Below are 13399 nucleotides of genomic sequence, written 5' to 3' on the forward strand. Positions count from 1 at the left end.
CCCCCGATCATGAGTGGAGCACGCAGATTAGTGACGATCCGTCAATCGTGCGACCACAAAAGGGATTCGAGCCATAGCAGACCCGCAACCGCCCCCGATACGACCGGATTCCGGCCAGTGCCCGCCCGGCGCGGCGGCCCACACTGGCCCACATGGAGACGGTGTACGCCCTGCTGGTGGGCATCAACGAGTACCGCGACGGGATGCGCGCCGATCTGCGCGGGTGTCTGAACGACGTGGCCGCGGCGGGCGCCGCGCTGGAGACGATCGCCCCGAGCCGGGTCCGCGCCCGCGTCCTCACGGACGCCGCGGCCACCGCCGCCGCCGTGGAGGAGGGGATCCTCGGCCACCTCGGGCAGGCCGGTCCCGGGGACACCGCGCTGCTGTGGTTCTCGGGGCACGGCACGGAGTACCCGGCGCTCACCCCGGACGAACTGCTGGTCGAGCCGACCGGCTGGTGCCAGGCGCTGGTCTGCGCGGACGGCCCGCTGCCGGACAAGCGGCTGGGCGTGCTGCTGGACGGGGCGGCGGCGGGCGGGGGCCGGGTGGTGGCGGTGCTGGACAGCTGCTTCTCGGGCGGGGCCAGCCGGGAGGAATGGCCCGTCCGCATGCTGCCGCCGCTGCCGTCGTGGCGGCCGTCGCCGGACGTCGGCGGGCGGGACCTGACCGGGCCGGACCGTCAGGTGGGCCACGTGCTGCTGGCTGCGAGCCGCAGCGGCCAGCCCGCGTACGAGCGGCCGCTGGAGGGCCCGGACGGGCCGGTCTTCCAGGGCGTGTTCTCGTACGCCCTGACCCGCGCGCTGCGGGCCGCGCCGCGGGCCACCTTGCGGGAGCTGCTCGCGGAGTCGGAGGCGACGGTGCGGCGTCTGGTGCCCCGACAGCAGCCGGTGCTCTTCCCGGCCGAGCCCGGGGGGCCTGCGGACCTCCCGCTGCTGCTCGGCGGCGGACCGCAGCCGGGCTCGGACCTGCCGCGTGGGCTGGATCCCAGCCCTTACCTGCTGCGGGAGGGCCCCGAGGGCTGGGAGGTGGACTGCGGGCGGGTCCACGGCCTGACCGGGGGCGCAGGTACGGAGTTCACGGCCGCGGGCGGCAGACTCGTACGGGCCGAGGCGGTGCGGGCGGATCGCACCCTGGTCGTCCCCGAAGGCTGGACGCCGGCCCCGGGGTCGGTGCACGCGGTGTCCCTGTCGGCGCTGGCGCTGCCCCCGGCGGCGGTGGTTCTCGACGGGGCGGAGGTCCCGCTGCCGGCGTCCCCGCTGCTGCGCGAGGTGGCGGCCGGTTCGGCGGAGGAGGCCTCGGCGGGACTGCTGCTGCGGGTGGAGGTACGCGGTGGGCGGGCGCGGGTGCTGCGCCGCGACGGGTCCCCGTACGTGCCGCCGCTGCCGCTGGCCACGGAGGTGGACGCGGTCCGGCTCGGGGACTGCCTGACCCGGCTGGTGCACTGGCACCGGATCCGCGACCTCGGCTCGGGGCTGTCCCCGCTGAGCGGGCACGTCAGGGTGGAGGTGCTGCCCGGGGAGACCGGCGACGGCGAGCCGCTGCGGCCCGACGGCAACGGGGAGGTCGTCCTCGCGTACGACGGCGCCCGCGCGCCGCACGTCACCGTGCGGCTGCGCAACACCGGTCCCCGGCCGCTGTGGTGCGTGCTGGTCAACCTGGATGACCGCTTCGGAGCGAACACCTCCCTGTTCCCCGGCGAGTTCATAGGCCCCGGTATGACCGGCCACGCCCTCGACGGGCAGCCGCTGCGGCTGGTGCTGCCCGCCTCCCGGCCGGTGCGCCCGGGCGCCTCCGTACGGGACTGGCTGACGCTGGTGGTGGCCGAGGCGGAGCTGAACACCGTGCCGTTCCACCTGAGCCGCTGGGATCCGGAGGCCGTACGCACCGGCACGCTCCGGCGGGCACCGGCCGACGGGCTGCTGCGGCTGGGGCGCCCCCGGGGAGACCGGGACCTGCTGCCGGCGGACACCTACGGTCCGGGGCGGTGGGCGGCGAGCACCCTGGCGCTGCGCACGGTGGTGCCGTAGGCGGGGCCTCACTGCCCGAGGTGGGTGAACCCGGCCCAGGCACTGAGGTCGTCCGGGTCGAGGCGCCGCAGCCGGGCGGCGAGGGCGGGCGGCAGCCCGTCCGGGACGGCCCGGTCCGGGTCCAGCATCCACAGCTGGGCCCGGCGCAGCGCCCGGGCGGGCGGCTCCTGTTCGCGGCGCAGGTAGTGGTGGGTCAGGAACATCAGCACGGAGGTGGCGTCGTCCGGGACCGGCCACAGCGAGCCGATCACGGAGCGGCTGCCGGCCGCGAGGAAGGCCGAGGACAGGCTGTAGGACTCGTTCAGGCCGCGTCCGGACACCTGGCTGCGGCAGGCGGCGAGCACGACGAGCCCGAGCGGCCCGTGGGTGGCGCCGGCCAGCTCCTCGGCGGTGAGGACGCCGCCCTTCAGGGCGAGGTAGGAGCTGCGGGGCCGGTTCTCCTCGACGGTGCCGTGGCAGGCGAGGTGGAGTACGGCACCGCCGTCAGCGCGTTCGCGCAGCCAGCGGGCGACCTCCTCGGGCGTGCCGTCGCCGGAGCGCAGGCCCAGCCGGTCGCCGCCGGGGTAGAAGGCGCGCAGGACGGCGTCGGCCTCCTCCCCCGCGTACGGCAGGTCGCCGGTGGGGTCGCCGACGACCAGCGCGGTGCCGGTGTGCGGGACGGCCGGGCGGGCGGCGACCTCGCAGAGCAGGCGCGCGGAGGCCGCGTAGGAGATCTCCGCGTCCTGGAGGGCGTACCGGCGGCCCGTGCTCCCGTCGGCGAACGCCGCGTGCCAGGGGACGAGGCCGAGCGGGCCCATCGGTACGAGGACCAGCCGGGGCAGCCGGCCGGGCCGGTCGGGGACTTCGAACATGCCGAGCAGCGGGCGCAGAGCGGCCCGCCAGGCCCAGGAGCACAGCCGGTCGAGCTGCTCGCGCAGCGACGGCTCCGGCTCGGGGCGGGCTGTGCCGTAGCCGGGGACGGGTTCGAGATCGCGGGGCACGGCCGCCCCGCCGGGCCGGTAGTCGCGCAGCGGGCCGGCGTCCGCCCGCAGGCCGGGCAGGGGCACCTCGTGGACGTCCCCGCGGTTGGTGACGACGAGGGCGGTGCCGGGGCAGTCGGCGGTGGCGGCGACCAGGTAGACGAGGGCGTCCTTGTCCTGGGCGCGCAGGGCCGCTCCGATCTCCTCGGGGGTGGGCGGGTCCAGCAGCCGGACGCGGGCTTCGGTGAGGGCGAGCACGACCCGGCGGCGCAGTTCGCCCGGCGCGGAGTCGGGGTCGGCCTCGGCGCCGGACGTCCGCCACTCGGCGGCCAGGGCGTCCTGTCCGGCGGCGGTGAGGAGTTCGGGGACGGAGCGGCCGGTGGTGGCGGCGTGCAGGACGAGCCCGCGGCAGGCGTCGAGGGCCTGGAGGGCGTCCTGAGGGGCCCGGTCGGCGACGCACCAGCCGACGACCTCCTCGGAGAGGTTGGTGGCCAGCCGGGCGGCCTCGGCGGCGTCCTGGGTGCCGGACTGGAGAAGCGCGGAACAGACGAAGCCGCGCATGGCCTCCAGGCCCAGCCGGCGGCCGCGTTCGCGGTCGCGGCGGGCGATGCTGCCGCGGACCCGGTAGGCGTGGCCGAGGGGGTTGGCGGTGAGCGCCCACAGCCGGTGCTCGGGCCCGCCCATGGCGTCCACGGCGCCTTCGAGGAGGGTGACGGCCCGCTCCAGGTCCCGGGCGCGCTGCGGGGAGCGCGGGTTCTCGTCGGTCCTGACCAGGATGCCGTACGTGTTGCCGGCGTCCGAGGTGAGGCGGATCCAGCTCTCACCGCCCGGCTCGGCGAGGCCGATGGCCTCCTCGGTCAGGGCCAGGGTCTCCCGGACGCGGGGCACGTCGGACGCGCGCAGGGCGTCGCGCCGCCAGGCGAGGGCGAAGGAACCGATCACGTCGGCCCGGTGCCGGCGCGGGAGCCGGGCCGCCCTGCGGCGCAGTTCCCCGGCGGTGGGACGCGCGGCGGGCGGCGGGGTCGGGGGTGCTCCCAGGCGCTGCGCCAGGTCCTCCCGCGCCGTCCGGGCCGTTTCCAGCAGGCCGACGGCCTCTATCCAGGAGGGGTCCTCGGTGTCCCATTCCGCGACGGCCCGGGCGGCTTCGGCGACCTGCCGGTCGGCCTCCGGCAGGTCGCCGCGTCTGGACGCCTGGATCGCCCGGGGAGCCGCCTGCTGGACGCGCGCCTGGAGGTCCACCTTGGGGGACGCGCCGAGTGCGTCGCACAGCCGCTGCCACTCCTGCCCGTCGACCGCCGAGCCGCTGGTGATCCCGCGCACCTGGGCGAGCATCCCGGAGGCCATGGTGGAGCCGTAGGTGAGCCAGGGGCTGTCGTTGCCGGCCCGGACCGCCTCCTCGAAGTGCTCCAGTGCCCGGACCAGCCGGTCGGGGTCCATCCGCGCCGTGCCCATGGCGAGGCAGAAGTTGGCGAGGACCGCGTGGCCGTGCCCGCGCCACTCGGGGTCCTGGTCCGCGTGGGCGAGGACGATCCGGGTCAGCTCCTCCTCGCGTTCGCGGCCGAAGCGTTCGCCGTCGGGGTCCAGCACGGGCAGGAGGGCGAAGAGGTGGGCCGCCCGCTCGGCCCGTTCGAGTCCGGGTTCCGTGGACCGCAGCTCCTCGAACAGTTCCGCCATACGGCGTTCCCAGCTGCCCCTGGCGGGCGAGTCCTCGGCGTTGAAGACCTCGTCGAAGCTGTAGTCGAGGGAGGTCTCGGCCTCGCGCAGGCGCTGCTGGAAGTCCCGGTAGATCCGCAGGACCTCCTCGATCGGCACGGTCTGCGGCCGGTCCGGCCCGAGCCGGCTCTGCGCCTCGGACACGAACATGAGCAGCGTGTCGCGTACGTCGGCGGTCAGCCCGTCACCCTCCAGCGCCAGCAGCGCCGCCCGCTCGACGCTCCTCAGGCGTTCCGGGTCCTGGTCCGTCTCGTAACGCAGCTGCTGCGCCGTGGCAAGGGCCAGCGCGGCGAGGGTGACTTCTCCCCCGCCCGGTTCCCACCGGTCCACGGCCCGGGTGAGCAGGCCGATGGCCCGGTCCATCGCCCCTACGTCGAGCCGCAGCTGGGCCCGGGCGCCGATGAAACGGCCGAACACGTCGAGGTAGTACCAGGGCAGGGCGTCCATGTCGGCTCCGGTGACGAGCAGGCCGGCCAGGTCCGCCTCGGCACGGTCGGCCTCCGCCTCGTCGGACCAGGCGTTGCCGATCATCGCGCGGGCCAGGGCCAGCCTCAGCCGGGCGTCGCGTTCCCACGCGGGGTGCGGGCCCGCCTCGGCCAGGGCGCGCAGGACCTCGTCCCGGCCCTCCTCCACCAGGGCCCGGTCGGCGGCGTGGTGGCCCTGGAAGACCAGTGACACGGCGCGTGACAGGCGCACGAGGGGCAGGTCGCGATCCGGGGCGGCGGCGGCCAGCACCCTGCCGTAGTTCTCGGCGGAGCGGGTGAAGGAGGCGGTGTTCCCGGTCCTCAGGCCGTGGTGCTGCCAGAGGTAGCCGAGGGCCTCCAGGAGGTCGGCGTCCCGGCCGTCGGTGTCGTCGAGGGCCTCCTGGCCCCGGCGCAGGGCCTCGTCGAGGAGGCCGGGGTCGTCGTCGCCCGCCATGACGCGGCGTTTGGTGATGTAGGCCAGGATCCAGCGGGCGTGCACGGCGCGCGGTGACGCCGGCTGCGCGTCCGGGAGTCCGGCCAGGCCCTGTGTGAGCAGGTCCTGGACCTGGAGGGCCAGTTCCGGGGCGGGCTGTTCGTCGTACCGCAGGGCGAGGAGGTGCCCGTACATGATGCGCCGCACCGGCCAGGCGGGGCCTTCGGCGGGGGCGCGGAAGGCGTGGGCGAAGGCTTCGGCGGCGAGGTCGCGGTCCTCGGGGTCGGCGTGCGCCTCCCACAGCCGGTAGCTCATCTGGCCGGCCCGCCCGCACAGTTCGCGGGCTTCGGCGCTGCCGGCCCGGACGGTGGCGAGTGCCGTCATGGCCTCGTCGCGGGCGGTTCTCAGCTCGGCGGTGTCCACGGGGGCCTCCGGGGGGCTCAGGGCGCGAGGCGGGCGTGATAGGGCAGCAGGACCTGGTCGAGCCAGCGGCGGCCCGGCTCGGTGGTGAAGTCCACGGGGTCCTCGCCGGTGGGGGCGAGGACGGCGGGCGGGCAGCGGTCGGCGAACAGGACGAGGGCCCGCTCGCCCGGCTCCCGTTTGGAGGACCACAGGAATCCCTGCGCCCACGGGTCGGTGTGGCGGCGTATCCAGTGCGCCCAGCCGCGGGTGTACGGGTAGTCGCGGGCCTCGGCCTGGACGAGCCAGCTGTCCTGGTGGACGGCGGCCAGGTCCTGCCCGGTGACCAGCGCGACCACGTCGAGGGACTCGGTCAGGCGCAGCGCCGACAGCCGGCGGCCGGTGACGGCCACCCGGGGGACCAGCCGGGCCGCGCCGGAGGGGTCGAAGGGCAGCGAGTGCAGGACGCTCTCGCTGACGGCGGCCTGCGGGGTGAGTCCGGCGTACAGGTAGCCGTACCGGTCGCAGGAGGTGGAGTCGAAGCGGCCGCCGCCGTAGAGGCAGTGGGCGGGGACGGGGTTGAAGGCGTCGCCGGGGCGGCGGGCCGAGTGCACCCGGTAGAGCGGGGTGCCTGCGGCGAGGGTGACCTTGGCGGGGCTGCCGGCCGGCTCGGCGGGCGGCCGGTAGTTGGGCACGGGCTACTCCCCTTCGGCGAGGAACTCGGCGGCGGCGACGAGCCGTTGCTCGTCGGGGGTGCCGAGGAGGGTGACGGGCGCCGGGCCGAGCCAGGCGTTCGGGGAGAGCCACCAGTCGGCGGCGCCCCAGGGGTCGTCGTCGGCGCCCAGCAGCGCGTTGACCGCGGCGACGGTGGGGCGGACCCGGCCGTCGGGGGTGAACTGGAAGGCGGGCAGCCGGATCAGGCCGCCGGGTGCGCGCAGCCGGATCAGGTCCGGGGCGTAGGGGTCGGGGCCGCGTTCGAGGACTTCGGCGTCGCCGAGGGCGGGGGCGGCGAGGAGGCGGTCGCGGACCTCGCCGAGGACCGGTCCGACCATGCGGTGCCCGTCGAGGACGAGGACGGCCAGGTCGTCGGCGGTGTAGCCGAGGTGGCCGGCGGTGTGCGCCCCGGGGGCGGCGGTGAGCCGGCTCTCCCCGGGGAACCGGTCGGGCAGCCGGTCCCCCAGCAGCCGGGCGGCGAGCAGTGCGGCGCGCCGGGCGCCCTCGCCGGTGGCGGTGCGGGACGCGGTGAGCAGGAGTGCGAGCCGGTGCAGGGAGCCGGGGTCCAGGCGGGGGCGCAGCTCGTCCCAGTCGGCGGCCGCGGCGGCCAGCCGGGCGTAGGGGTCGGTCATGCGGGGAGTCCGTCCGGTGCGGTGAGCAGCTCTTCGACCAGGTCGGCGCGTTCGGGGCGGCGTACCAGGAGGTGGACGTCCTGGTCGCCGCCGCGGGCGAGTTCGGCCTCGACGGCGGCCCAGACGGCGGCGAGGCTGTCCGCGGGGGCGAGGCCGCCGCGGCCGGCGCCGATCAGGGGCAAGCAGACGGAGGGCCGGGCGGGGCCGTCGGCCAGCAGGGCGAAGACGCGGGTGACGGCCCGGGTGACGTCGGACGGCAGGACGTCGTAGTCGTTGGTGCCGGGCCGGGGCACGGCCACGGCGGCGTGGTGGATGTGGCGGACGCCCTGTGCTCCGAGGGCTCCGGCGCCGGTGACGGCGACCGTGCCGGGTGCCACGGGGAGGCCGTGCGGGGCGTACCGGTCGGTCCAGGCGCGGAGTTCGTCCCGGATGCGGTCCTCGACGATGCGGCCGGCGGGGTCCCGGACGGCGCCCGCGCGGCGCAGGGAGGCGGCGACGGAGGACTTGTACGGCTCGGGGAGGGCGAAGTGGGTGTTCGACGGGGAGACGACCGCGTCGATGTCGCGCAGCAGGTCGACGGGGTGCACGTGCAGGGTCAGCGTGTGCGCGCGGCCGCCGGCGCGGACGGTGATCCGGCGGTGGCTGGGGGCCAGTTGGCGGGCGGGGCCGGCGGGCGGGGGCGGGGCTCCGCCGCCGTCCGGGGGTAAGTGGCCGGTGGCGGCGCGGCGGACGAGCTGCTCGGCGACCTGTCCGAGGACCATCAGCTCCTGGTGCTTGCGGAAGCGCTCCACGCTCACCCCGTACACCTGGGCGGCGCGTCTGCGCCGGTCGGCGGGGGGCCAGTCCCGGGTGCCGCGGGCGAGGCCGAGGCTGTATTCGGCGGCCTCCTGGAGGGTGCCCCCGCCCATGGCGGCGACGGCGGCGCGCAACAGCCGTTCGACGGCGGGGAAGTGCGGCTCTCCGGGGCCCCCCGCCCCCGGACCGGCCGACATGCCGGTGAGCAACGGGAGCCGCAGCTCACGCAGTCGGACGATCCCGGCCCGCCGCACTTCCCTCACCTCCGCGAGGACCTCCCCGTAGTCCGGCAGTTGTGTGGGCGACGACATGGCGGAAGGATCGCACCGCCCGCGCGCCCCGGACAAGCCGGAAGCGGCCCTCTTCCGCCATGGTGCGGGAGCGGGCCGGTCGGGTCCGGGTCGCGGGCCGGGCGCGGCGGGGCGGTTCCGGGTCGGATCCCGGGCGGGGGCCGTTTCCCGGGGCCGGTTCGCGGGGCCGGTTCGCGGGGCCGTTTCGCGGGGACGGTTCGCGGGGCCGGTTCGCGGGGCCCGGTTCGCGGGGCCCGGTTCGCGGGGCCCGGTTCGCGGGGCCCGGTTCAGGGGGCGAGCACGTCGAGTTCTTCCAGGGCGCCGAGGGCGATCCGGCGGGTCAGGGCCTCGGCGGCGGCCGCGTCGCCCTCGCGGACGGCTTCGGCGACCCGTACGTGGAGGGTGACGGCGGCCGGGTCGGGGTCGTGGAACATCACGGCGTGCTGGGTGCGGCCGGTGAGGACCTCGGCGACGACGTCGCCGAGCCGGGCGAACATCTCGTTGCCGGAGGCGTCGAGGACCGTCCGGTGGAAGGCGACGTCGTGGTGGAGGTAGCCCTCCAGCTGGTGGCCGCGGGAGGTGCGGACCATGCCGAGGGCCGCCTCGGTGAGCCGCGCGCACTGCTCGGGGGTGGCGCGGGTGGCGGCGAGTCCGGCGGCGACGGGTTCGACGGCCGAGCGCAGCACGGTCAGGGAGCGCAGCTGGCGGGGGCGGTCGGTGCCGGCGAGCCGCCAGCGGATGACGCGCGGGTCGTAGACGTTCCACTGCTCGGCGGGGCGGACGGTGACCCCGACCCGGCGGCGGGACTCGACGAGCTGCATCGACTCCAGGACGCGGACCACTTCCCGGACGACGGTGCGGGAGGCGTCGAAGCGCCCGGCGATCTCGTCGGTGCGCAGGACGCTGCCGGGCGGGTACTCCCCCGCCGTGATCGCGAGGCCGAGGGTGTCCAGCACCTGGGAGTGGAGTCCTTGGCCCGGACTGCCTTCGGTGGTCATGGCGTAAGCGTACGGTGACGCCCGGAGCGCCAAAAGGTGTGATGTTTTACCCCCGGATCCTTGAATAAGTACTACTTAATAGGCTTCAGTGGTCCTTCCAGCAACGAGGACAGCGAGGTACGACGTGAGCTCCCAGCGCGTCATTGTGGTGATGGGCGTCGCCGGCACCGGCAAGACGACCGTCGGGCGGCTGCTCGCGGAGGCGCTCGGCCTCCCGTACGCGGAGGGCGACGCCTTCCATCCGGCAGCCAACGTGGCCAAGATGTCGGCCGGCGTCCCGCTGGACGACGACGACCGCCGGCCCTGGCTGGACGCGATCGGCGGGTGGATCCGCGACCGGGCCGGTACCGGCGGTGGCGGCGTGGTCGCCGCCTCCTGCCTCAAGCACTCCTACCGCGACCGGCTGCGCACGGCCGCTCCGGACGCCGTCTTCGTCCACCTCACCGGGGACCGGCCGCTGATCGAGCGGCGCATGGCGGACCGCAAGGGGCACTTCATGCCCGCCTCCCTGCTGGACTCCCAGTTCGCCGTGCTCGAACCGCTCCGTGCGGACGAGCGCGGGTTCGCCGTCGACGTCGCCGGCACGCCCGAGGAGATCACCGACCGGGCGCTGGCCGCCCTCCGAACGTTCGAGAGTTGAGGAACCCCACCGTGACCGGTCTCAGCGTCGAGACTCTGGCGGCGGCCGCCCCCGGACCCATCACCTCGGCGGGCGACGCGCAGCTGGGCGTCGCCGTCCTCGCGGGCATCGCCGTCATCGTCCTGCTCATCACCCGCCTCAAGATGCACGCCTTCCTGGCCCTGACGGTCGGTTCGCTCGCCCTCGGGTCCTTCGCGGGCGCCCCGCTGAACAAGACGATCGCCAGCTTCACCGCCGGGCTCGGCGCGACGGTCGCGGGGGTCGGCGTGCTCATCGCGCTCGGCGCGGTCCTCGGCAGGCTGCTGGCCGACTCGGGCGGCGCGGACGAGATCGTGGACACCATCCTGGCCCGCGCGCGGGGCCGGGCGATGCCCTGGGCGATGGTGCTGATCGCCTCGGTGATCGGGCTGCCGCTCTTCTTCGAGGTCGGCATCGTGCTGCTGATCCCGGTGGTGCTGCTGGTCGCCCGGCGCGGCGGCTACTCCCTGATGCGCATCGGCGTGCCCGCGCTGGCCGGCCTGTCGGTGATGCACGGGCTGATCCCGCCGCACCCGGGCCCGCTGGTCGCCGTCGACGCGCTGCACGCGAACCTGGGCGTCACCCTCGCGCTCGGGGTGCTCGTCGCGATCCCGACGGTGGTCATCGCCGGTCCGCTGTTCTCCCGGTACGCGGCGCGCTGGGTGGACATCCCGGCGCCGGAACCGCTGACCCCCGAACGCCCGCCGGTGGAGGCCGCGCACCGCCCCCGGTTCGGGGCGACGGTCTTCACGGTGCTGCTGCCGGTGGCGCTGATGCTGGTCAAGGCATTGGTCGACATCGTTGTCGACGACCCGGCCGACCCCGTGCAGAAGGTCGCCGACGTCGTCGGTTCCCCGCTGATCGCCCTGCTCGCCGCCGTCCTGGTCGGCATGTTCACCCTCGGCCGGGCGGCCGGGTTCACCCGGGAGCGGCTGTCGTCCACGGTCGAGAAGTCCCTCGCGCCGATCGCCGGGATCCTGCTGATCGTGGGCGCGGGCGGCGGCTTCAAGCAGACGCTGATCGACGCGGGCGTGGGGCAGATGATCCTCGACGTCTCCAAGGACTGGTCCGTGCCGGCCCTGCTGCTGGCCTGGCTGATCGCGGTCGCCATCCGGCTGGCGACGGGCTCGGCGACGGTCGCCACCATCTCGGCGGCCGGGCTGGTGGCGCCGCTCGCCGCGGGCATGTCCACCACGGAGACCGCGCTGCTGGTCCTGGCGATCGGGGCGGGCTCGCTCTTCTTCAGCCATGTCAACGACGCCGGGTTCTGGCTGGTCAAGGAGTACTTCGGGATGAGCGTCGGACAGACCCTCAAGACGTGGTCGGTGATGGAGACCGTCATCTCGGTCTGCGGGCTGGGCTTCGTCCTGCTGCTGTCGCTGGTCCTCTGAGCCTCGGCCGCACGTCCGCCGCGGGCTTCACCGGCGGCGGACGTGCGGGCCCTCCAGCTGCGCCGCCGCCAGGGCGAGGCCCGCGGCGGCGCGGGCGCAGCGGTCGGCGAGGGCGGCGACCTCGGCGCGGTACGCGTCGGCCTCCCGGCCGCGCCACTCCAGGGCGGCCGCCCCCGCCCGCAGCCGCCGGGCGTGGGAGCGCAGGGCGGCGGAGTGGGTGCGCAGGCCGTCCGCCGGGGCGGGGCGGCTCGTCAGGGGGCAGTCGCTCACGGGCTCCTCCAGGGGTTCGCGGCCGCGGGCGCGGGCTCCGCCGGGCCGGGGCTGCGGGCGCAGAAGGCCCGCAGGGCGGCGCCGAGGCCCAGCAGGGGTTCGGGGGTGACGGCCCGGCCGGTGGCCACCTGCCAGCCCGCGTGGTCGTTGAAGGGGTTCTCGTCGGTCAGGGCGTGCCAGGCCAGGACGTCCGCGAACGCCGGGCCCAGCAGGGTGAAGGCCCGCGGGGCGCCCCGTTCGCGCAGCAGGGTGCGGAAGGCGCGGGCCGCGTCGGCCTGCCGGTCCTCGGCGACCGCCCTCAGCAGGGCGGCGCAGTCCGGGTCGGCCGGCAGTTCGGGGCGGCCCGCGGTCGCCGCGCGGATCCGGCCCTTGAGCCCGCAGACGGCGGTGCTGACGGCGAGGCTCTCGCGGCCGCCCAGGATCCCGGCGAGCCAGCCGGCCCGGGCCAGCCCCCGTCCGCGCGGGGCCCAGCCGAGTCCGGCCGGGTCGGTGAGGGTGCGCAGCAGGGTGCGCCAGGCCCGGCGGCGGCTCCCGCCTCGGCCCACGAGGGCCCCTGCGGTCAGGCGGGGTCCGAGGGCGAGTCCGGAGGCGTACCGGGCGGCCTCGCCCACGGCGTCGGCGGCCTCGGCCAGGTCCCGGCACAGGGCGTCGAGCGTGTCGGCGTCCGGGTCGGTGGCCAGGGCGGTCGCGGCGTCGGACATGGGTTCCTCGCGGGGGCTGCGTGCGGTGACTTCGGCATCACCGTACGTCCGCCCCGCGGGCGGCGCGCGCGGGAGCGGACCCGAACGCGGCCTCGCGGAACGCCGCGCGCGGCGGGCCGGAGCCGTCGCTCCCGGGGCCGGGGACGAGCAGCGCCCAGCGGTTCTGGCGGGGGGAGATCCACACGGCCGGGCCGGAGCCGGACGGGGGGTGGTGGGTCCAGACCCCGGCGGGAGCGGGGTGCCAGAGCAGGCCGCGCGCGGGGGTGAGTTCGCCGGTGCGGATCCGCAGGGACTCGGCGGTCCAGGCACGGCTGACGGGCCGCTCGGCGTCGGCATCGGCGGGATCCGCGGGGTCCGCCGGGTCCGCGGTGCCGGCGGCGTCCGCGGTGCCAGCGGTGTTCGCGGTGCCGGCGGCGGGGAGCAGGTGGCGCAGGAACCGGGCCAGGTCGGCCGGGCAGGTGTGCAGGGTGGCGCCGGCGAAGCGGGTGCGGGTCATGCCGAGGGGATCCCAGACCCGGGTGCGGGCGCAGTCGGCCAGCGGGGTGCCGGTGAGGTGTTCGGCGAGGCGGGTGAGGGCGTCGAGGGGGGCCGGGCCGTCGCAGTGGGTGAGCAGGTGGTGAGTGGTGGTGCCGCCGGGCAGCCCCGCCGCGGCGGTCTCCCCGTAGGCGGTGAGGGGGGTGTGCAGGGTCAGCTCGCCCCGGGCGACGAGGCCGCCGATGACCGGCCAGAGCGCGAGGAGCGGGGTCATGGCCCCGGCGTCGAGCGGGGCGGCCCAGTCTCCGTCCCCGTCGGCCCCGTCGGCCCGGCCGTCGCCGTCGTCCGCGTCGGGGGTGCCGGGGCGGGCGGCGTGGACGGCGTCGGCCGATCCCACCGCCCAGAGCGCGGCCGGTCCGGCGGCGCTCACGAGTGCCTCGATCTGCGGCGTCATGGTCCGCCACGCTACGTCGCCCCGCCG

The 13399-nt window shown here is 76.4% G+C and carries 11 protein-coding genes; 3 read left to right on the forward strand and 8 right to left on the reverse strand.

Going from position 1 to position 13399, the window contains the following annotated elements:
- The first annotated feature begins 152 nt into the window (after positions 1-152).
- Complete coding sequence (locus AC07A6_RS02570; RefSeq protein ID WP_478775760.1) at positions 153-2027, forward strand: caspase family protein; 1875 nt, start codon at positions 153-155, stop codon at positions 2025-2027.
- Positions 2028-2035: 8 nt separating this feature from the next.
- Here AC07A6_RS02570 and AC07A6_RS02575 read toward each other — a convergent pair whose 3' ends face one another.
- From AC07A6_RS02575 to AC07A6_RS02595, 5 genes are all read right to left on the reverse strand, one after another.
- The gene (locus tag AC07A6_RS02575) at positions 2036-6019 is read right to left on the reverse strand and encodes a CHAT domain-containing protein (protein WP_478775761.1); all 3984 of its coding nucleotides are present in this window, start codon (positions 6017-6019) and stop codon (positions 2036-2038) included.
- 17 nt (positions 6020-6036) lie between these two features.
- The gene (locus AC07A6_RS02580) at positions 6037-6690 is read right to left on the reverse strand and encodes an RES family NAD+ phosphorylase (RefSeq protein WP_478775762.1); all 654 of its coding nucleotides are present in this window, start codon (positions 6688-6690) and stop codon (positions 6037-6039) included.
- A gap of 3 nt (positions 6691-6693) precedes the next feature.
- On the reverse strand, positions 6694-7341 hold the full coding sequence (locus AC07A6_RS02585) for a Rossmann-fold NAD(P)-binding domain-containing protein (RefSeq protein WP_386272582.1): 648 nt from the start codon (positions 7339-7341) through the stop codon (positions 6694-6696).
- Positions 7338-8447: a macro domain-containing protein gene (locus tag AC07A6_RS02590; RefSeq protein ID WP_478775763.1), complete on the reverse strand. Its 1110-nt coding sequence runs from the start codon at positions 8445-8447 to the stop codon at positions 7338-7340. Before AC07A6_RS02590 ends, AC07A6_RS02585 begins: the two co-directional genes overlap by 4 nt.
- A gap of 266 nt (positions 8448-8713) precedes the next feature.
- Complete coding sequence (locus tag AC07A6_RS02595) at positions 8714-9424, reverse strand: FadR/GntR family transcriptional regulator (RefSeq protein WP_386272579.1); 711 nt, start codon at positions 9422-9424, stop codon at positions 8714-8716.
- A 151-nt stretch (positions 9425-9575) separates the two neighbouring features.
- Here AC07A6_RS02595 and AC07A6_RS02600 point away from each other — a divergent pair, with 151 nt between their 5' ends.
- A complete protein-coding gene (locus AC07A6_RS02600; RefSeq protein WP_478775842.1) occupies positions 9576-10064 on the forward strand; it encodes a gluconokinase in 489 nt (162 codons plus the stop codon).
- A gap of 11 nt (positions 10065-10075) precedes the next feature.
- Positions 10076-11473, forward strand: coding sequence for a GntT/GntP/DsdX family permease (locus tag AC07A6_RS02605; protein ID WP_478775764.1), 1398 nt, complete (start codon positions 10076-10078; stop codon positions 11471-11473).
- A 27-nt stretch (positions 11474-11500) separates the two neighbouring features.
- Here AC07A6_RS02605 and AC07A6_RS02610 read toward each other — a convergent pair whose 3' ends face one another.
- The 3 genes from AC07A6_RS02610 to AC07A6_RS02620 are packed head-to-tail and all read right to left on the reverse strand — an operon-like array spanning position 11501 to position 13372.
- The gene (locus tag AC07A6_RS02610; protein ID WP_125819066.1) at positions 11501-11743 is read right to left on the reverse strand and encodes a hypothetical protein; all 243 of its coding nucleotides are present in this window, start codon (positions 11741-11743) and stop codon (positions 11501-11503) included.
- A complete protein-coding gene (locus AC07A6_RS02615) occupies positions 11740-12444 on the reverse strand; it encodes a hypothetical protein (RefSeq protein WP_362457996.1) in 705 nt (234 codons plus the stop codon). The genes AC07A6_RS02610 and AC07A6_RS02615 overlap by 4 nt, the downstream gene beginning before the upstream one ends.
- Before the next feature lie 37 nt (positions 12445-12481).
- Positions 12482-13372: a serine hydrolase domain-containing protein gene (locus AC07A6_RS02620; protein ID WP_478775765.1), complete on the reverse strand. Its 891-nt coding sequence runs from the start codon at positions 13370-13372 to the stop codon at positions 12482-12484.
- Positions 13373-13399: the final 27 nt, after the last annotated feature.

This window comes from Streptomyces sp. NPDC044002 (assembly GCF_056434525.1).